This is a genomic window from Pseudomonas grandcourensis, assembly GCF_039909015.1.
In the GTDB taxonomy this organism is placed as follows: Bacteria; Pseudomonadota; Gammaproteobacteria; order Pseudomonadales; family Pseudomonadaceae; genus Aquipseudomonas; species Aquipseudomonas grandcourensis.
Genome location: NZ_CP150919.1, coordinates 774,283 through 792,686 on the forward strand (window position 1 = coordinate 774,283; position 18,404 = coordinate 792,686).

The following is an 18,404-nucleotide window of genomic DNA, read 5'->3' on the forward strand; positions in this document are numbered from 1 at the left end:
GGGCGGTTTTCGATTTGAATCATTCACCAGGAGCTTTTCATGACCCAACTGCGCCGCGTCGCGATCATCGGCGGTAACCGGATTCCCTTCGCCCGCTCCAACGGCCCCTACGCCACGGCCAGTAACCAGGTGATGCTCACCGCCGCCCTCGAAGGCCTGATCGAACGTTACAACCTGCACGGCCAGCGCATCGGTGAAGTGGTCGCCGGGGCGGTGCTCAAGTTGTCGCGGGACATGAACCTCACGCGCGAGTGTGTACTGGGTTCGCGACTGTCGCCCACCACCCCGGCCTATGACATCCAGCAGGCGTGCGGTACCGGGCTGGAAGCGGCGTTGCTGGTGGCGAACAAGATTGCCTTGGGGCAGATCGACTGCGGCATTGCCGGTGGCGTGGATACCACTTCGGATGCGCCGATTAGCGTCAGCGAAGGCCTGCGCAAAATCCTCCTGCAAGCCAACCGCGCGAAAACCACCGGCGACAAACTGAAAACCTTCCTGCAATTGCGTCCCAAACATCTGATTCCCGAGTTCCCGCGCAACGGCGAGCCGCGTACCGGGTTGTCCATGGGCCAGCATTGCGAGCTGATGGCCCAGACCTGGAACATCCCTCGCGAAGCACAGGATCAATTGGCGCTTGAGAGCCATCAGAAACTGGCCGCGTCCTACGCCGAGGGCTGGCACAACGACCTGATGACGCCGTTCCTGGGCTTGACTCGCGACAACAATTTGCGCCCGGACTCCACGCTGGAAAAGCTCGCCGCGCTCAAGCCGGCCTATGAGAAAAGCGCCAAGGGCACCCTGACCGCCGGCAACTCCACACCGCTGACCGATGGTGCGTCACTGGTGCTGCTGGGCAGCGAGGAATGGGCCAAGGCACGCGGGTTACCGATCCTGGCCTACTGGCGAGACGGCGAGGCGGCGGCGGTGGATTTCGTCAACGGTGCTGAAGGGTTGTTGATGGCACCGGTCTACGCCGTGCCGCGTTTGCTCGCGCGCAATGGCCTGACCCTGCAGGACTTTGACTACTACGAAATCCACGAAGCCTTCGCCGCGCAAGTGCTGTGCACCTTGAAGGCCTGGGAAGATCCCGAGTACTGCAAAACCCGTCTCGGGCTCGATGCGGCGCTGGGCTCGATCGATCGTAGCAGGCTCAACGTCAAGGGAAGTTCATTGGCGGCGGGGCATCCGTTTGCCGCCACGGGCGGGCGCATCGTCGCCAACCTGGCGAAGTTGCTGGATGCGGCGGGCAAGGGACGCGGGCTGATTTCGATCTGCGCGGCGGGCGGGCAGGGCGTGACCGCCATTATCGAACGCTGAACACAAAAAACTGTGGGAGCGAGCTTGCTCGCGATAGCGGTGTGTCAGTCAACAAAGATGTTGAAACTGCTGGCCTCATCGCGAGCAAGCTCGCTCCCACAGGTTTTGTGTTTGGCTCAGATTATGTGAACGACACTGAAATCTTGTGGGAGCGAGCTTGCGGGTTAGGTCCGAAACCTGCGCACCAACCCGTCCAGCTCATTGGACAACCCGGCCAGGCTCTGGGAGTCCAGGCGCGCCGAGTTGGCCAGTTCCGCCACCAATTGCGCATCGCCATGGATCTGGCTGATGTGCCGGTTGATGTCTTCGGCCACCTGATGCTGTTGTTCCGCCGCCGTGGCGATCTGGGTGTTCATGTCGCGGATCACGTCCACCGACTCGCGGATCTGCCCGAAGCTGTTGCGCGCCTCGCCGATGCGCGTTACCGATTGCTGGGACACTTCCAGGCTCGCGTGCATCTGTTGGGTCACCTGGCTGGTGCGTTTGGCCAGGTTGCCCAGCAGTCCGTCGATTTCCGCCGTGGAGTCGGCCGTGCGCTTGGCCAGGGCCCGTACTTCGTCTGCCACCACGGCAAAGCCGCGTCCCTGTTCACCGGCCCGGGCCGCTTCGATCGCGGCATTCAGCGCCAGCAGGTTGGTCTGTTCAGCGATCGAGCGGATGGTCCCCAGGATCGACTGAATGTCGTTGCTGTCGCGTTCGAGTTGTTGCATCGACTGGGCCGACTGTTCGATTTCCTGGCTCAGGCGATCCACGCTGTTCACCGCCGCATCGATCTGCTGCTGACCTTCGCGCGCCTGGCGCTGGCCACTGTCGGCAGACTCCGCCGCCTGGCTGCAAGAGCGCGCGACTTCGTTGGCGGTGGCGACCATTTCGTGGAACGCCGTGGAGACCATGTCCACCGCTTCACGCTGGCGTCCGGCGGCTTCGGCCATGTCGCTGGAGACCTGGGTCGAACTCTTGGACGTGGCGAGGATCTTGCCCGCCGCGCCGCCGATGTTCTGGATCAGGTTGCGAATCGCGGTCAGGAACTGGTTGAACCAGTTGGCCAATTGCGCGGTTTCGTCGTTGCCACGGATTTGCAGGTTCTGGGTCAGGTCGCCTTCGCCTTGGGCGATGCCTTCCAGGCCGCTGGCCACGCTGCGGATCGGGCGCACGATGAGGCTGGCAAAACTGGCGCCGACGACGGCGAAGATGACGGCCAGGACGGCGGCGATGATGGCGATCAACCAGGTCAACTGGGTCGCGGAGCTCATCACGTCGTCCTGTTTGATCAGGCCGATGAAGGTCCATCCCAACTGCTCCGATGGCCAGACGTTGGCCATGTAGTGCTCGCCGTTCAGCTCCACTTCCACCAGGCCTTTGCCAGCCTTGGCCAGTTGCGCGTAGCCGTCGCCAAGGCTGTTCAGCGGTTTGAAGTTGTGTTCCGGCTGTTTCGGATCCACCAGGACCATGCCGGTGTTTTCCAGCAGCATCAGGTAGCCGGTTTCACCGAGCTTGATCTGTTTGACGATTTCGGTGAGCTGCTTGAGCGTCACGTCGATGCTGACCACGCCGCCGTTGGTGCCCAGCTTGTTGTCGATGGTGCGCACGGTGCTGACGTAGGTCGCGTCGTCCTGGGCCCAGTAGTAGGCCTCGGTGCGGAACGGCTTGCCCGGTTTGGCTTGGGCGGCCTTGTACCAGGGGCGCTGGCGCGGGTCGTAGTTATTCAGCTTCGGATCATCCGGCCACGACACGTAGCCGCCCGCCGCCGTGCCGAGGATGGCATAGGCGTAGGACGGGTGGCTGTTGCCCAGGTCCTGGAGCAGGGTGAAGACTTTTTTGTCCGCCTCGCCCTGGGGGACGCTCTCGGCGTTGGCGGCCATGTAAGTCTTGAGGCTGTCGTCGGAGTTTCGGATCAACGGCTGCTTGGCCAGGTAATCGACGTTCTGGCTGATGCCGTCAAAGAACAATTGCATGGCGTTGCTGACCTGACGAATCTCGCGGGCACTGCCGTCGACGAATTCGTCCCTGGCATCACTGCGCAGGTTCAGCACAACGAGGGTGGCGACCAGCACCACGGGCAGGCAGGCGATGATTGCAAACGCCCAGGTCAACTTCTGTTTGATGTTCATCCGCGCTCCAGATTTTCTTGTAGGCCCACGCAGTGCAGATGACTCGCGGTTTATTGGCAGCCGTATTCGTTCTTGGTCAACCCGGGTCCTTGAGTGCGGCATCGCTGTTGTTGTGGCAACGATTGTCGGACAAATCACTTTGTCACTTAGGACTTCGGCTGTTTTCGGAGGAAATTGAGGCCTGTTGGGAAAAATCCTACGAAAGGCATGAGCTGTGGTGTCAGCTTCTGTCGCAATTGCCCTCAATGCCCCTGCACAACAAGTGCCGCTGGCTCGGCTATGATCTGGAACGACCATGACGGTCGTCGGTTTTACCTGATGAAATCGGTACATTGTGTGCATCTGCAATGTTCATAAGTCGGCAACCCCTCCCCCCCGTGAGTGGATTGCCGTATAACGAATGACTTTCGCGTGTTTGGTAATAAAGGACCCACAATAAAAGCTGATGAAGACTCCAAAACGCATTGAACCCCTGATCGAGGACGGTCTGGTCGACGAGGTGCTGCGCCCACTCATGAGTGGTAAAGAAGCAGCTGTTTATGTGGTGCGCTGCGGCAACGAGTTGCGTTGCGCGAAGGTCTACAAGGAGGCGAATAAACGCAGTTTCCGTCAGGCGGCCGAGTATCAGGAAGGCCGCAAGGTACGCAACAGCCGTCAGGCCCGTGCGATGGCCAAGGGCTCCAAGTTTGGCCGCAAGGAAACCGAGGACGCCTGGCAGAACGCCGAAGTGGCGGCGCTGTTCCGTCTGGCCAGTGCCGGTGTACGGGTGCCCAAGCCGTTCGACTTCCTCGAAGGCGTGCTGCTCATGGAACTGGTGGCCGACGAGTACGGTGATGCCGCGCCGCGCCTGAACGATGTGGTGCTGGAGCCGGACCAGGCCCGGGAGTATCACGCGTATCTGATTTCCCAGATCGTGCTGATGCTGTGTACCGGCTTGGTGCACGGCGACCTGTCCGAGTTCAACGTACTGCTGACGCCGACCGGCCCGGTGATCATCGATCTGCCGCAGGCGGTGGACGCGGCGGGCAACAACCACGCGTTCAGCATGCTGGAGCGGGATGTGGGCAACATGGCGTCCTACTTCGGTCGGTTCGCACCGGAGTTGAAGAAGACCAAGTACGCCAAGGAAATGTGGGCCTTGTACGAGGCCGGCACCTTGCACCCGGCCAGTGTCCTGACCGGCGAGTTCGCCGAGACGGAAGAGCTGGCCGACGTGGGCGGAATCATGCGCGAGATCGAGGCCGCACGCCTGGATGAAGAGCGCAAGCAAGCCGTACGCGCGGCGGACGATGCTCCGCCGGGCAAGACCGAAGAGCCGCCTCCACCGTGGATGCAGTGATCGGATAAAGAAAAAACCCGGCTTCGGCCGGGTTTTTTGTGCGCCACCCAAACCCCTTGTAGGAGTGAGCCTGCTCGCGATAGCGTCGGCACTTTCAACATTGATGTGTCAGGCAGATTGCTATCGCGAGCAGGCTCACTCCTACAGGGAGTTGCGGTGGTTGGTAGGGGCGGCACAACACCCCGACTCCAGATTCTTCAGTATCGGGCAATCCGGCCGATGATCGCCCTGACAGTGCTCAACCAGGTCCTGCAAGGTGTCGCGCAACTGGCCCAGTTCTCGGATCTTCTGGTTCAACTCATCGATATGCTGGCGGGCCAACGCCTTAACATCGGCGCTGGCGCGCTGGCGGTCTTGCCAGAGGGTCAGTAACTTGCCGACTTCTTCCAAGGAAAACCCCAGGTCCCGCGAGCGCTTGATGAACGCCAGGGTGTGCAGGTCGTCATCGCCATATACCCGGTAGCCGCTGTCGGTGCGATGGGCTGCCTTGAGCAGGCCGATGGATTCGTAATAACGGATCATCTTTGCGCTCAGGCCGCTGTGGCGGGCCGCTTGGCCGATGTTCATCGGTTATCCTCCGGGTCCTTGGGTTTCCAAGTTTTCAACAGTAGCGCATTGCTCACCACGCTGACGCTCGACAACGCCATGGCCGCACCGGCAAGCACTGGATTGAGGAAGCCGAACGCCGCCAGCGGAATGCCGATCAGGTTATAGACGAAGGCCCAGAACAGGTTCTGCCGAATCTTGGCGTAGGTCTTGCGGCTGATCTCCAATGCGGCCGGTACCAGTCGCGGGTCGCCGCGCATCAGGGTGATGCCGGCCGCGTGCATGGCGACGTCGGTGCCGCCGCCCATGGCGATGCCGATGTCGGCGGCAGCCAGTGCCGGGGCGTCGTTGATGCCGTCGCCGACCATCGCCACCACCCCGGTTTGTTTCAGTGCGGCGACCGTGGCGGCTTTGTCTGCCGGCAGCACTTCGGCATGTACATCGTGGATGCCCAGCGCCTCGGCGACCACTTTGGCGCTGCCGCGATTGTCGCCGGTCAGCAGGTGGCTGCTGATGTTCCGCGCGCTCAATTGTTGTACCGCTTGCAGCGCGCCGGGCTTGAGGGTGTCACCGAAGGCGAACAGGGCCAACACCTGTGGTTCGGGGGATTGTTCGATCAGCCAGGACAAGGTCCGGCCTTCTTTTTCCCACGCGATTGCGGAGTCAGCCAACGGCCCGGCATTCAAGCCGCTGTCCTCCAGCAGACGTCGATTGCCCAGCGCCAGGCGACGCCCCACGAGGTTGCCGGCGATGCCGCGGCCGGTCAGGGACTGGCTGTCGTTGATATCGGCCACCTTCAATCCACGCTCGGCACAGGCATCCAGAACAGCCTTGGCCAGCGGGTGCTCACTGCCGCGTTGCAGGGCGCCGGCCAATTGCAGCAGGCGCGCCTCATCACCGTCGATGGCACTCAGATGCGCAATGCGCGGGGCGCCGGAGGTCAGGGTACCGGTCTTGTCGAACACCACCGCGCTGACTTCGTGGGCTCGCTCCAGTGCTTCGGCGTCCTTGATCAGAATCCCGTAGCGCGCGGCCACGCCGGTGCCGGCCATGATCGCCGTCGGCGTGGCCAGGCCCAGGGCGCACGGGCAGGCGATCACCAGCACCGCCACGGCATTGATCAGCGCGGTTTCCATCGGCGCGCCGTACAGCCACCAGCCGATCAGGGTGGCCAGGGCAATCAGCAGCACGGTGGGCACGAACACCTGGCTGACTTTATCCACCAGTTTCTGGATCGGCGCTTTCGCGGCCTGGGCGTCTTCCACCAGACGGATGATCCGCGCCAGCACGGTTTCCGCACCGAGGGCCTGGGTACGCACCAGCAACCGGCCTTCACCGTTGATCGCGCCGCCGGTGACCTTGTCGCCGGGCTGCTTGGGCACCGGCAGGCTCTCGCCACTGATCAGGGCTTCGTCGGCGTGGCTCTGGCCTTCAACCACTTCGCCGTCCACCGGGAAGCGTTCGCCGGGTTTGACCATCACCAGGTCATTGAGACGCAGGGCGCTGATGGCGACGTCTTGCTCGTGGCCATCGATCACCCGGATCGCCCGTTCCGGGCGCAAGGCTTCGAGGGCGCGGATGGCGCTGGCGGTCTGGCGCTTGGCGCGGCTTTCCAGGTATTTGCCCAGCAGCACCAGGGCGATCACCACCGCCGAGGCTTCGAAGTACAGATGCGGCATGCGCCCGGCGGCGGTGGCCCATTCGTACAGGCTCAAGCCATAACCGGCGCTGGTGCCCAGGGCGACCAGCAGGTCCATGTTGCCGGCTCCGGCGCGCACGGCTTTCCAGGCGGCGACGTAGAACCGTGCACCGAAGATGAATTGTACCGGCGTGGCCAGGGCGAATTGCGCCCAGGCCGGGAGCATCCAGTGCACGCCGAATGGCTGTAGCAGCATCGGCAATACCAGCGGCAAGGCGAGGGCAATGGCGATGATCAAGGCCAGGCGTTCGCGGTGCAGTCGCTGTTGCTGATTGTCGGTTGGCGGGTGTTCGGCTTCCCGGATGCTGGCGCTGTAGCCAGCCTTGGCCACAGCGGCGATCAAGGTTTGCGGATCGATCTGGCCGAGCAGTTCAAGGTGGGCGCGTTCGTTGGCCAGGTTGACGCTGACGCTTTTCACTCCGGCCACCTTGCCCAGCGCACGCTCGACCCGACCAACGCAGGACGCGCAGGTCATGCCATCGATGCTCAACTCCAGGCTCTGTTGCGGCACGCTGTAGCCGGCCTTGGCCACGGCATCCATCAAGGCCGGCAGGCTGTCGCTGGGGGCCTGGACCCGCGCCTGTTCAGTGGCGAGGTTGACGCTGACGGCACTGGCGCCAATGACTTTGCTCAAGGCGCGCTCGACCCGCCCGGCGCAACTGGCGCAGGTCATGCCGGCAATCGGCAGGTCGAACGTGGTGGATTCGGACATCGGTCGCACTCCCTGTAGTAGATGACCACAGGATCAACCTTGCCATGCTGGCAAGGTCAAGTGCCATGTTTCAGATCAAGCAGCCGATCAGTAACCGAGACCGGCGCGCTTGAGGTACATCCCGTCCTGCGTCATCGCAATCCGGTACTTGAGCACATCCCCGGCCTTGAGCTGGATATCCTGCGAACCCGGCGCGAGCATGCCCGGATTGCAACCCGGGACCTGTCCCGGCAGCAGTTTCAGGCGCAGCGAGACGATGCCCGGCGGTAGGTTGAACGAGGTGCTCTGCTCCTGGAACAGCCGCGCCGCCAACTGATCCTGGATGTACACACCGATTTCGCAACTGGTCGCGACTTCCAGGCGCTCGCGGGAAATGATCAGCACACCATAATCCTGAGCGGCATTGACCGAAGGCACGGCGGCGAAAAGGCTGAGAAAGCCAAACAGGCTGAAAACTGACCAGCGCATGGCTGAATCTCCTGAGTTCGAGTCATTGATGGACGCAGCTTGGCCGAGCGTCGCGTCGATTGCCAGCCCGGCAGCTAACTTCAGAACTTGACCTTGCCATGGTGGCAAGCCCGAAACTGGGTTCATCCCTCGGAAAAGGAGTCATCCCATGCAAGTGTTCAACGTTGAAGGCATGTCTTGTGGTCACTGCGTCAAGGCCATCACCCAGGCGGTCCAGGCCAAAGACCCGGCGGCCAGTGTGCGGGTCGATCTGGCGGCCAGGGAGGTCGGTGTCGAAAGTGCGCTGACCGCCCAGCAAGTGATCGAGGCGATCAGCGAGGAGGGGTACGGCGTCAAACTGGCCTGAATTTGATAGTTAGCGAGCTACCGGAATGTTCAAGGCGTCCATGCGCGGCTAGACTGTCGAGCTGCCGACTTCTGCCCCACTGGATGCCCGATGAACTTCCGAACCATTTTGATTCTCGGCGCCTTGAGCGCTTTCGGTCCGCTGGCGATCGATTTCTACCTGCCGGCCTTCCCGGCCATGGCCCTGGCTTTCGGGACTGACGAAAAACACGTCCAGATGACGTTGGCGGTGTACTTCCTCGGCTTGTCCATCGGTCAGTTGGCCTATGGCCCGGTGGCGGATCGTTTCGGGCGGCGCATTCCATTGCTTATCGGTGTCGGTTTGTTCACCGCCGCCTCTGTGGCGTGCGCCTACGCGCCAAATCTGGAATGGCTGATCGGCGCACGTTTCATCCAGGCGCTGGGCGGTTGCGCGGGGATGGTGATTTCCCGGGCGGTGGTCAGCGACAAGTGTGATGCAGTGGGGTCGGCGAAAGTCTTTTCGCAGTTGATGCTGGTGATGGGACTTGCCCCCATCCTCGCCCCATTGCTGGGTGGGCTGTTGGTCAACACCACAGGCTGGCAGTCGATCTTCCTGGCCTTGACCGGTTTCAGTGCGCTGGCGGGGCTGGCGGTTGCGACGGGATTGCCGGAAAGCATGCCGGCCCACATGCCGCGTCAACCGCTGTCGGGTGCGCTGCGTCAGTACGGCCGATTGCTGGCCGACCCGATATTTCTTGGCCATGCCTTGACCGGGGGCATCGCCATCGCCGGGATGTTTGCCTACATCGCCGGTTCACCCTTCATCATCATCAAGCTCTACGGCGTTGCGGCCGAGCATTTCGGCTGGCTGTTCGGCATCAATGCGGCGGGCTTCATTCTGGTGGCGCAGGTCAACGCGCGGTTACTGGCCAAGCGTGGCCCGATGTTTTTGCTGGCGCGTGCGGTGTGGGTTTATCTGGTGGCCGGCTTGGCCCTGCTCGCTGTCAGCTCGCTGCACCCGGCACAGTTGTGGCCGCTGCTGATTCCATTGTTCATCTGTATCGCCAGCCTTGGTTGCATCAGCCCCAACGCGGCGGCTTGTGCGATGAACGGGCAGGGCGCACGGGCCGGCAGCGCGTCGGCGCTGCTCGGTTGTCTGCAATTCAGCGTGGCTGCCGGCGCCTCCGCACTGGTGGGCGTGCTGCACGACGGCAGCGCCGTGCCGATGGCCATGGTCATCAGCCTGTGTGGCGTTCTGGTGGTGAGTGCAGCGGTGCTCACCCGGCGTTTGCAAAATGCCCGGGCGCTGGCGCAAGCCCAGGTTTGAGGCCGGAGTCAGCCGGCCGCACGCTGCGGAAAGAGGGCGGGAATCTGGTGAGGGGCCTGGATGCGGGCTTCAAGGGTGCGCGTGAAAGCGCGAGCTTCTGCTTCGCTGCGGAACGTCACAGCATGTTGGTCAAGACTGACTTGCCACTGGGACTTTGCCAGTTCTTTTATCAGGATCTTCATAGCCGAACTCCTCTCGCAAAAGATGTCTCGTAAAAGATGTCTCGTAAAAGACGTTACGCAAAAGAAAGCCTCGCAGGAGATTCGATTGTAGTCCCGTATACGGTCACCATTGTGACAAGGATCAACTGTCGGACTGACGGTTTGTAACTAAAAACAACACGGTTTTTTCGAGGGGGCCACAGAGGCTGTCTGCAACCGGGATGGCCCGGTCGCAGACGGAAAACAGCAGAAGGCGATGAAATCAGCGGCGGTTTTTTTCAGCGCTTCAGAACCCTTCCAGCACAATCTTGCCCTTGGCCTTGCCGCTTTCCAGCAGGGCATGGGCACGGCGCAGGTTGGCTGCGTTGATCGTGCCGAAGTGTTCGCCAACCGTGGTTTTCAGGGTCCCGGCATCGATCAGCCAGGCGACGCGATTGAGCAGGTTGTGCTGCTCGATCATGTCTGCGGTTTCAAACAGCGAACGGGTGTACATGAACTCCCAGTGTAGTGACAGGCTCTTGCGTTTGAGCTTGGTCACGTCCAGCGACTTGGGGTCATCGATCAGCGCCAGTTTGCCTTGGGGTGCCAATGCCTCGATCAATTGATCCAGATGCTGGTCGGTTTGCGTCAGGCTGGCGACGTGGGTGACCTGATCCACGCCGACATGCTTGAGTGCTTCGCTCAGTGGCTGGCTGTGGTCGATCACCAGGTCGGCACCCAGCTCTTTAACCCAGCTTTGGGTTTGCGCACGCGAAGCACTGCCGATGACTTTCAGGGCCGTCAGTTGGTGAGCCAGTTGCGTAAGAATCGAGCCAACACCGCCCGCCGCGCCGACGATCAACAGGCTCTGGCCTTCATCGGTTTTGCCTTCGCGTATCTGCAGGCGTTCGAACAACAGTTCCCAGGCGGTGATCGCGGTGAGCGGCAGGGCAGCGGCTTCGGCGAATCCGAGGGTCTTCGGCATGTGGCCGACGATGCGCTCGTCCACGACATGCAACTCGCTGTTGCCACCGGCACGGGCGATGGAGCCTGCGTAATACACCTTGTCGCCGGCCTGGAACAGCGTCACTTCACTGCCCACGGCCTTGACCACACCGGCCACGTCCCAACCCAGCACCTTGGCCGCGCCGCCCTCAGGCTGGACGTTCTGGCGCACCTTGGTGTCCACCGGGTTGACCGAGATGGCTTTGACTTCCACCAGCAAGTCGCGGGGGCCGGCGACCGGCTCCGGCAGTTCGATGTCTTGCAGAGCCTTGTCGTCACTGATCGGCAACGAGGCGTAGTAGGCAATGGCTTTCATGGGCGGCTCCGGAACACTAATTAGAGAAGAGATTCGATGGGGCCGATGATTGGCTATTTCTCCTGAAGATAAAACCGGCTAAAAGAGCAGTCTCTTTCAATATTTTTTTGATAATCGGTGCTCTGATGCTGCGTTTCGATGACTTGCAGTTGTTTGTCCGGGCGGCGGACCTGGGCAGCCTGTCCGCCGCCGCGCGGGGCATGGACATGTCGGCGGCGGTGGCCAGTGCGGCGCTCAAGCGCATCGAACAGCAACTCGGCGCTCGTTTATTGGCCCGTTCGACCCGCAGTCTGCGCCTGACTGCCGAAGGCGAGGGTTTTCTCGAATACGCTCGTGCGGCCCTGAGCAATCTCGACGAGGGCCGGCGATTGCTGGCCAGTGGTCAGGATCAGGTCAGCGGGGTGCTGCAACTGTCGGCGCCATCGGACTTTGGCCGCAACCTGCTGCTGCCCTGGCTCGACGAGTTTCAACGCGAGCATCCGAAACTCACCGTGCGCCTGCTGCTGGGGGATCGCATCGCCGACCTGTTTCGCCAACCGGTAGACATTGCCCTGCGCTACGGTGAACCGGAGGACTCCAGCCTGGTGGCGCTGCCCATCGCCCCGCAGAACCGCCGGGTGTTGTGCGCCGCTCCCGGCTATCTGGCCCGGCATGGCGAACCGCGGCATCTGGAGCAACTGGCACAGCACAATTGCCTGTTGTACATGCTCGGCAGCCGGGTCCACGATCACTGGAGTTTTCACGACGGCAAACGCGAAGTCAGCCTGACCGTCAGCGGCGATCGTTTCAGTGACGATGCCGATGTCGTGCGCCTTTGGGCCGTGGCAGGTGCCGGGATCGCGTACAAGTCCTGGCTCGATGTGGCCGCCGATGTACTGGCCGGCCGCTTGAAGTTGCTGTTGCCGGAGCTGCTCTGTGAGCGCGCACCGTTGAATCTGTTGTGCGCCCATCGCGCACAATTGAGTAAGCCGGTGAACCTGTTGCGCGAAATGCTTGTCAGTCGATGCATCCTCTTGAGCAGTCAATTTCCAGGCTTTTCGGAAATCGATCATTAGTCGCACGAAAAAAGAGAAATTTCCCTCAGGTACGATCACCACCTACGCCGGGCGGAGGAAAGGATCCGCCGACCAACCCGCATATACTAGCGCCCTCATCATGTCAGTAGCGTCGACCCCCAATGGCGGGTCCACGTTCGAGTCGGCCCGGCTGCATGGCCATCCATCTGGCCTACGCAGCATCGGCCAGGCAGCGCAAATGAGTGAGCAAGGCGTTGTCGGGCTTATGGCAGTTTCCACGGATTGGCCGACGACACATTACTGGTCAAGATTTCTCTGGGCAGTAGACGAAACGATTCAACAGGGAGTGAATACATGGAACATGCACCTTGCATCAGCCAGATCGCCACGTTGCTGGCTGACCCAAAGCGCAGCGCAATGATGTGGGCCTTGATGGATGGTTCGGCGCGAACAACCGAAGAGTTGGCATTGCTGGCCGGCCTGTCATCGTCGTCGGCCAGTGCACACTTGGGACGTTTGTCCGCCGGAGGTCTGCTCAAGGTTGAAAACCGCGGCCGCAAACGCTTCTTCCGCCTGGCCGCTCCCGAGGTCGGGGCGGCAATCGAAGCACTGGCCAGCGCGACCTTCGCCAGCGCACCCCAGGATATTCCGGACGTATTCAAGCGCAATGCACCCCTGGCCAAACCCCGGGCGGTGCGTTCGCCATTGTTGAGTGCCCGACTGTGCGAGGATCACTTGGGGGGCACCCTGTCCGCCGATCTGTATCAGCGACTGCTGGAGGCGGGCTGGATCGAACACTTCGATCAGCGGGTCACGGTCACGCTCAAGGGCGCGACGGAGTTGGCGGCACGGGGAGTGTTCATCCAGGCGCTGGCCCATCACAACGGCAGGGTTGCCTGCGCCTGCCCTGACTGGAGCGAAAGACGCCCGCACTTGGGCGGCTCGCTGGGCGCGGCATTGTTGCAGCTGTTCATGCAGTCGGGGTGGCTGAGCCTGCCCAACGATTCCCGAGCCTTGCAAGTGACGGCCTCCGGGCAACGCGAGATCTATCGCTTTGCCAAGGAAACCGAGTTGGAGATGGCGCTTTAGTGCAACGTTGCGGGAGCGAACGTACTCGCTCCCGCGGGGCTGGGGCGCCGAGCCTTACGGTTTCACCAACCGCGCATCGAGGCTGTTCTGCGCCAGGCGCTTGGCCTGATCCTGGGTCATGCCCAGATGGGTGTGCAGCGCATGGAAGTTCTCGGTGACATAACCGCCGAAGTACGCCGGGTCATCGGAGTTCACGGTCACTTTCACGCCGCGTTCCAGCATGTCGAGAATGTTGTGCTGCGACATGTGATCGAACACGCAAAGCTTGGTGTTCGACAACGGGCACACGGTCAGCGGGATCTGCTCGTCGATGATTCGCTGCATCAGGCGCTCGTCTTCGATGGCGCGCACGCCATGGTCGATGCGCTGGATTTTCAGCAGGTCGATGGCTTCCCAGATGTACTCGGGCGGGCCTTCTTCACCGGCGTGGGCGACGGTCAGGAAGCCTTCGTGACGGGCACGGTCGAACACGCGCTGGAACTTGCTTGGCGGGTGGCCCATCTCGGAGCTGTCCAGGCCCACGGCGACGAACGCATCGCGGAACGGCAGCGCCTGGTCGAGGGTTTTCTGTGCTTCGTCTTCGCTCAGATGGCGCAGGAAGCTCAGGATCAAACCACTGGTGATGCCCAGTTGCTGCTCGCCATCCTTCAGCGCGGCGGCGATGCCGTTGAGCACCACTTCAAACGGGATGCCACGGTCGGTGTGTGTCTGCGGGTCGAAGAACGGTTCGGTGTGAATCACGTTCTGTTCTTTGCAGCGCAGCAGGTACGCCCAGGTCAGGTCATAGAAGTCCTGGGACGTGCGCAGCACATCGGCACCCCGGTAATACAGGTCGAGGAACTCTTGCAGGTTGTTGAAGGCATACGCCTTGCGCAAGGTTTCGACGTCGCTCCATGGCAAGGCAATCTTGTTGCGCTCGGCCAGGGCGAACAACAGCTCGGGTTCCAGCGAGCCTTCCAGGTGCAGGTGCAATTCTGCCTTGGGCAGGGCGTTCAGCCAGTCGTACATAATTCTTTTCTCATCAGGTGCAATGGTCGCCATTCTACAGAGGGTTGCCGCAACAATTGGTAAAACCTGACCAGGCGGTTCATCACACCGTTTCCAGTTCCCGTCGATAAGCGTAGGTATCGGCGAAGCGCGAGAGCAGGAACTCGGCGCAAGTGGTGGCCGGGTATTTCGCCGGGTGCAAAGTGTCCTGACAGCCGGGCAGGCATTCGATGCGGGTGTCCGGGTGCGGTTCGGCAAAGAACGGCATCGAATAACGATCCACGCCGAGGGGGCTGATCACCCGGTGCGGCGTCGACAGGTAACGGTCATTGCTCCAGCGCGCCATCATGTCGCCGAGGTTGACCACGAACGTACCTTCGATGGGCGGTGCGTCGATCCATCCGCCTTTGACGTTGCGGACCTGCAAGCCACCGGCGGCGTCCTGATAGAGCAGGGTGATGCAGCCGTAATCGGTGTGCGCCCCGGCACCTTGCTGCTCTTCGGAACTGGCGGTGTGGCGCGGCGGGTAATGAATCATCCGCAGCACGCTGACCGGGTCATTGAAGCGTGTGTCGAAGAAATCGCTCTCAATCCCCAGCGCGATGCTCATGGCCCGCAACAGCGTTTGCGCGAGGGCTTGCATGTCGACGTAGTGCTGTTCCATCAACGCTTCCCAGCCGGGGATGGACGGATGGCGATTGGGGCCACGCAAGGGTTTTTCCGCCAGTACGTCAGGGTGCCCGGCCGGCAGGTGCAGGCCCATGTCGAAGGTTTCTTTGAGGTCGCTGGGTTTACTTGGGTCCAATTGCTCGGTGGCGATGGCGCCGTAGCCGCGATGGTGACGGGTCTGGGTGATGTCGATCTTGAGTTTTTCGGCGGTGGGTTGGGCGAAGAAGTGTTTGGCGTGGTCGAGCAGGGCGTCGATTCGCGCCGTGCTGATCGGATGGCCCTTGATGTAGAAGAAACCCCACTCGCGGCAGGCGAGGTCGATTTGTGCGGCCACGGCTGGCCAGGCGGTTGGGTCTTCGCTGTAGAGCGGGGTGATGTCGATGATGGGGAGTTGGTTCATGCGATTGTCCTGAAGGTTACACAGACTGGCGAACGCTGAAGAACCCTGTGGGAGCGAGCTTGCTCGCGATGGCGGTAGGGCAGACAACATGGATGTTGAATGTAATGGCCTCATCGCGAGCAAGCTCGCTCCCACAGGTACTGTGTTCTGACCGGAGGGAGTTACTTCGGAATCTCGGCCTTCATGCCTTCCACGTAGTAATTCATCGACGCCAGTTCTGCCGTGGTCGCGCTCACGCCCGCAGGGATTTTCTCGACCCCGGCCTGGTCCTTGATCGGCCCGGTGAACAGTTGCAGCGCACCGCTCTTGATGTCGGCGATGAGTTGCTCGGCTTCGCTCTTCACTGTCGCCGGCACCAGGTCGCTGATCGGCAGTTCAACGGTGCCTTCCTTCAAGCCGCCCCAGTAGTCCCGGGATTTCCAGTCATGGTCGATCACGCTTTGGGTGGCCTGAACGTAGTGTGGGCCCCAGTCGTTGACGATGGAGGTCAGCACCGCTTTCGGTCCGAAGTGCGCCATGTCCGAAGCGTAGCCTACGGCATACACGCCGCGACGTTCGGCGGCCTGGATCGGCGCGGGGCTGTCGGTGTGCTGGAACACCACGTCCACGCCCTGGTCGATCAACGCGTTGGCGGCGTCCGCTTCCTTGCCCGGATCGAACCACGAGTTGACCCACACCACCTTGATCTCGGTGCCGGGGTTGTACTTGTTCAGGGCCAGCTGGATGGCGTTGATGTCGCGGATCACTTCCGGGATCGGGAACGAGGCGACGTAGCCGACCTTCTTGGTCTTGGTCATCTTCGCCGCAAGGAAGCCGCCGACGTAGCGGCCCTCGTAAGTGCGCGCCAGGTAAGTGCCGAGGTTCTTGTCCTGCTTGTAGCCGGTGGCGTGTTCGAAGGTCACCTTGGGAAACTGTTTGGCGACTTTCACGGTCGGGTTCATGTAGCCGAAGGAGGTGGTGAAGATCAGGTCGTATTTGTCCTTGGCCATGTTGCGGATCACCCGCTCGGCGTCGGCGCCTTCGGCGACGTTTTCCACGTAGTTGGTGGTGATTTGCGAGCCGAATTTTTCCGCGAGTTCCTTGCGCCCCTGTTCATGCTGATACGTCCAGCCGTGGTCACCGATCGGACCGATATAGACGAAGCCGACTTTCAACGGATCGGCGGCTGCGGCAGTCAGGCTGGCGCTCAAACCGATGGCCGCCGCAACGGCGCAAAGCAGCTTCTTCAATGGACGGTTGTGCATGAATTGGAACTCCATTTTGTTGTGAGGTTGGCTGGGCTCTCTGGCTTGCACAGGGCAATGCAAATTGCTGACCAACAAGACAACAAAACATGAATCCGCGCTGATGCTATCGCGAGCAGGCTCGCGACAGGTTCTTGAAGTCCGATAACAGTGCATGTCCTTGCACAGTTGCCATCCACTGGTGCGCCAAGCCAGATGGCCTTGAACACTCCACAAAACCAATGTGGGAGCGGGCATGCTCGCTCCCACAGTTTTAATCGGTGTTGTATCAGGTCCCGGCAATCAACTGCCGCGCCGCTTGGCTGTGGTCAGCAATCAACCGCTTCAGATCCAGCCCTTCGACCTGCCCATCGATCACCCGCCACTTGCCGCCGACCATCACTCGATCCGCGCGATCAGCACCACACAGCAGCAACGCCGAGACCGGATCATGGCTGCCGGAGAAGCGCAGTTCATCGAGCTTGAACATCGCCAGGTCAGCCTGCTTGCCCACCGCCAACTCGCCGATATCGGTACGCCCCAGCAGGCTCGCCGAACCCTTGGTCGCCCAGCCCAACACGCGCTCCGGAGTGATCTTCTCGGCGCCGTAGCGCAGGCGCTGGATGTACAGGGCCTGGCGTGCTTCGAGCATCATGTTCGAGGCATCGTTGGACGCCGAGCCGTCCACGCCCAAGCCCAGCAAGGCACCTGCATCGGTCAACTCGATGCTCGGGCAGATGCCCGAGGCCAGGCGCATGTTCGAACTCGGGCAATGACAAATACCGGTGCCGGCGGCGCCGAGGCGGGCGATTTCGTCCGGGTTGAAATGGATGCCATGGGCCAGCCAGGTACGTGGGCCGAGCCAGCCGACACTGTCCAGATAGTCCACGGTGCGCAGGCCGAAGCGTTGCAGGCAGAAATCCTCTTCGTCGAGGGTTTCTGCCAGGTGGGTGTGCAGGCGCACGTCGAGTTTGTTCGCCAACTCGGCACTGGCCGACATGATTTCCGGGGTCACCGAGAACGGCGAGCACGGTGCCAGGGCGATCTGGATTTGTGCGCCGTCACCGCGTTCGTGGTACTCGGCGATCAGTCGCTGGCTGTCGGCGAGAATCACTTCGCCTTCCTGCACGGTCTGTTGCGGCGGAAGGCCACCGTCCTTTTCGCCGAGGCTCATGGAACCGCGGGTGAGCATGGCGCGCATGCCCAGTTCACGAACGCTTTCGACTTGAACGTCGATCGCGTTTTCCAGACCTTCCGGGAACAGGTAGTGATGGTCAGCCGCGGTAGTGCAACCGGACAGCAGCAACTCCGCTAAGGCGACCTTGGTGGCGAGGGCGAGTTTTTCCGGGGTCAGGCGTGCCCAGACCGGATACAGGGTTTTCAGCCACGGGAACAGCGGCTGATTGACCACCGGCGCCCAAGCGCGGGTGAGGGTTTGATAGAAGTGGTGATGGGTGTTGATCAGGCCCGGCAGGATCACATGCTCGCGGGCATCGAACACTTCATTGCACGGTGCGGACGGTTGTTGACCGGCGCCGAGTACTTCGACGATCAAACCGTCTTGCAGCACCAGGCCGCCACGGGCATCGAGACCGTTGGAGGTGAAAATGGCGAGGGGATTTTTTAACCAGGTACGGGTCGCAGGCATGTTGGCCGGCTCCTCTGAAAGTTGGGTTCAGGGTTGCCAGCTCAGTGTTTCCCTGTCTGCTGATCCAGGTTCGCCGGGGAGGCGAG

The 18,404-nt window shown here is 61.6% G+C and carries 16 protein-coding genes; 6 read left to right on the forward strand and 10 right to left on the reverse strand.

Translation table 11 applies throughout. The features are described from left to right. Positions 1 to 39 precede the first annotated feature (39 nt). On the forward strand, positions 40 to 1,317 hold the full coding sequence (locus AABM52_RS03335; protein ID WP_347910407.1) for an acetyl-CoA C-acetyltransferase: 1,278 nt from the start codon (positions 40 to 42) through the stop codon (positions 1,315 to 1,317). A 164-nt stretch (positions 1,318 to 1,481) separates the two neighbouring features. Here AABM52_RS03335 and AABM52_RS03340 read toward each other — a convergent pair whose 3' ends face one another. Beyond that, positions 1,482 to 3,428 carry a methyl-accepting chemotaxis protein gene (locus AABM52_RS03340; RefSeq protein WP_347910408.1) on the reverse strand — a complete coding sequence of 649 codons (1,947 nt, stop codon included), beginning with the start codon at positions 3,426 to 3,428 and terminating at the stop codon, positions 1,482 to 1,484. A 445-nt stretch (positions 3,429 to 3,873) separates the two neighbouring features. Between AABM52_RS03340 and AABM52_RS03345 the strand changes: the two genes are divergently transcribed. After that, positions 3,874 to 4,767: a PA4780 family RIO1-like protein kinase gene (locus tag AABM52_RS03345; RefSeq protein ID WP_347910409.1), complete on the forward strand. Its 894-nt coding sequence runs from the start codon at positions 3,874 to 3,876 to the stop codon at positions 4,765 to 4,767. A gap of 141 nt (positions 4,768 to 4,908) precedes the next feature. Here the strand turns inward: AABM52_RS03345 and cueR are convergent, their stop codons facing one another. The 3 genes from cueR to AABM52_RS03360 all read right to left on the reverse strand — a co-directional run bounded on the left by cueR (position 4,909) and on the right by AABM52_RS03360 (position 8,192). Continuing rightward, positions 4,909 to 5,334 carry a Cu(I)-responsive transcriptional regulator gene (cueR, locus tag AABM52_RS03350; protein ID WP_347910410.1) on the reverse strand — a complete coding sequence of 142 codons (426 nt, stop codon included), beginning with the start codon at positions 5,332 to 5,334 and terminating at the stop codon, positions 4,909 to 4,911. Continuing rightward, positions 5,331 to 7,724 (reverse strand): heavy metal translocating P-type ATPase, encoded by a 2,394-nt coding sequence (locus tag AABM52_RS03355; RefSeq protein ID WP_347910412.1) that lies wholly within the window; start codon positions 7,722 to 7,724, stop codon positions 5,331 to 5,333. Before AABM52_RS03355 ends, cueR begins: the two co-directional genes overlap by 4 nt. Before the next feature lie 87 nt (positions 7,725 to 7,811). Beyond that, entirely contained in the window at positions 7,812 to 8,192 is a 381-nt protein-coding gene (locus AABM52_RS03360) for a hypothetical protein (protein ID WP_347910414.1), read from the reverse strand. Positions 8,193 to 8,340: 148 nt separating this feature from the next. Between AABM52_RS03360 and AABM52_RS03365 the strand changes: the two genes are divergently transcribed. Together AABM52_RS03365 and AABM52_RS03370 are read left to right on the forward strand one after the other, a co-directional pair. Continuing rightward, entirely contained in the window at positions 8,341 to 8,538 is a 198-nt protein-coding gene (locus AABM52_RS03365; RefSeq protein ID WP_150727782.1) for a cation transporter, read from the forward strand. Positions 8,539 to 8,628: 90 nt separating this feature from the next. Continuing rightward, positions 8,629 to 9,825 carry a multidrug effflux MFS transporter gene (locus AABM52_RS03370; protein WP_347910416.1) on the forward strand — a complete coding sequence of 399 codons (1,197 nt, stop codon included), beginning with the start codon at positions 8,629 to 8,631 and terminating at the stop codon, positions 9,823 to 9,825. Between the two features lie 8 nt (positions 9,826 to 9,833). Here AABM52_RS03370 and AABM52_RS03375 read toward each other — a convergent pair whose 3' ends face one another. Together AABM52_RS03375 and AABM52_RS03380 are read right to left on the reverse strand one after the other, a co-directional pair. Then, positions 9,834 to 10,007, reverse strand: coding sequence for a hypothetical protein (locus AABM52_RS03375; protein WP_347910417.1), 174 nt, complete (start codon positions 10,005 to 10,007; stop codon positions 9,834 to 9,836). A gap of 265 nt (positions 10,008 to 10,272) precedes the next feature. Further along, positions 10,273 to 11,286, reverse strand: a complete 1,014-nt coding sequence (locus AABM52_RS03380; RefSeq protein ID WP_347910419.1) for a zinc-binding alcohol dehydrogenase family protein — start codon at positions 11,284 to 11,286, stop codon at positions 10,273 to 10,275. A 125-nt stretch (positions 11,287 to 11,411) separates the two neighbouring features. On the opposite strand from AABM52_RS03380, the gene AABM52_RS03385 reads away from it, so the two are divergent. Both AABM52_RS03385 and AABM52_RS03390 read left to right on the forward strand, forming a co-directional pair. Beyond that, positions 11,412 to 12,341, forward strand: a complete 930-nt coding sequence (locus tag AABM52_RS03385) for a LysR family transcriptional regulator (protein ID WP_347910420.1) — start codon at positions 11,412 to 11,414, stop codon at positions 12,339 to 12,341. A 315-nt stretch (positions 12,342 to 12,656) separates the two neighbouring features. Continuing rightward, on the forward strand, positions 12,657 to 13,391 hold the full coding sequence (locus AABM52_RS03390) for a helix-turn-helix transcriptional regulator (RefSeq protein ID WP_347910422.1): 735 nt from the start codon (positions 12,657 to 12,659) through the stop codon (positions 13,389 to 13,391). Between the two features lie 54 nt (positions 13,392 to 13,445). Here AABM52_RS03390 and AABM52_RS03395 read toward each other — a convergent pair whose 3' ends face one another. The 4 genes from AABM52_RS03395 to AABM52_RS03410 form a co-directional block, all read right to left on the reverse strand. Continuing rightward, positions 13,446 to 14,399: an adenosine deaminase gene (locus AABM52_RS03395; RefSeq protein WP_090452957.1), complete on the reverse strand. Its 954-nt coding sequence runs from the start codon at positions 14,397 to 14,399 to the stop codon at positions 13,446 to 13,448. An 82-nt stretch (positions 14,400 to 14,481) separates the two neighbouring features. Then, a complete protein-coding gene (locus tag AABM52_RS03400) occupies positions 14,482 to 15,447 on the reverse strand; it encodes a 2-oxoglutarate and iron-dependent oxygenase domain-containing protein (RefSeq protein WP_347910423.1) in 966 nt (321 codons plus the stop codon). Positions 15,448 to 15,608: 161 nt separating this feature from the next. Continuing rightward, positions 15,609 to 16,691 carry a BMP family ABC transporter substrate-binding protein gene (locus AABM52_RS03405; RefSeq protein ID WP_347910425.1) on the reverse strand — a complete coding sequence of 361 codons (1,083 nt, stop codon included), beginning with the start codon at positions 16,689 to 16,691 and terminating at the stop codon, positions 15,609 to 15,611. 268 nt (positions 16,692 to 16,959) lie between these two features. Further along, a complete protein-coding gene (locus tag AABM52_RS03410) occupies positions 16,960 to 18,318 on the reverse strand; it encodes an 8-oxoguanine deaminase (RefSeq protein WP_347910427.1) in 1,359 nt (452 codons plus the stop codon). Between the last annotated feature and the right edge of the window lie 86 nt (positions 18,319 to 18,404).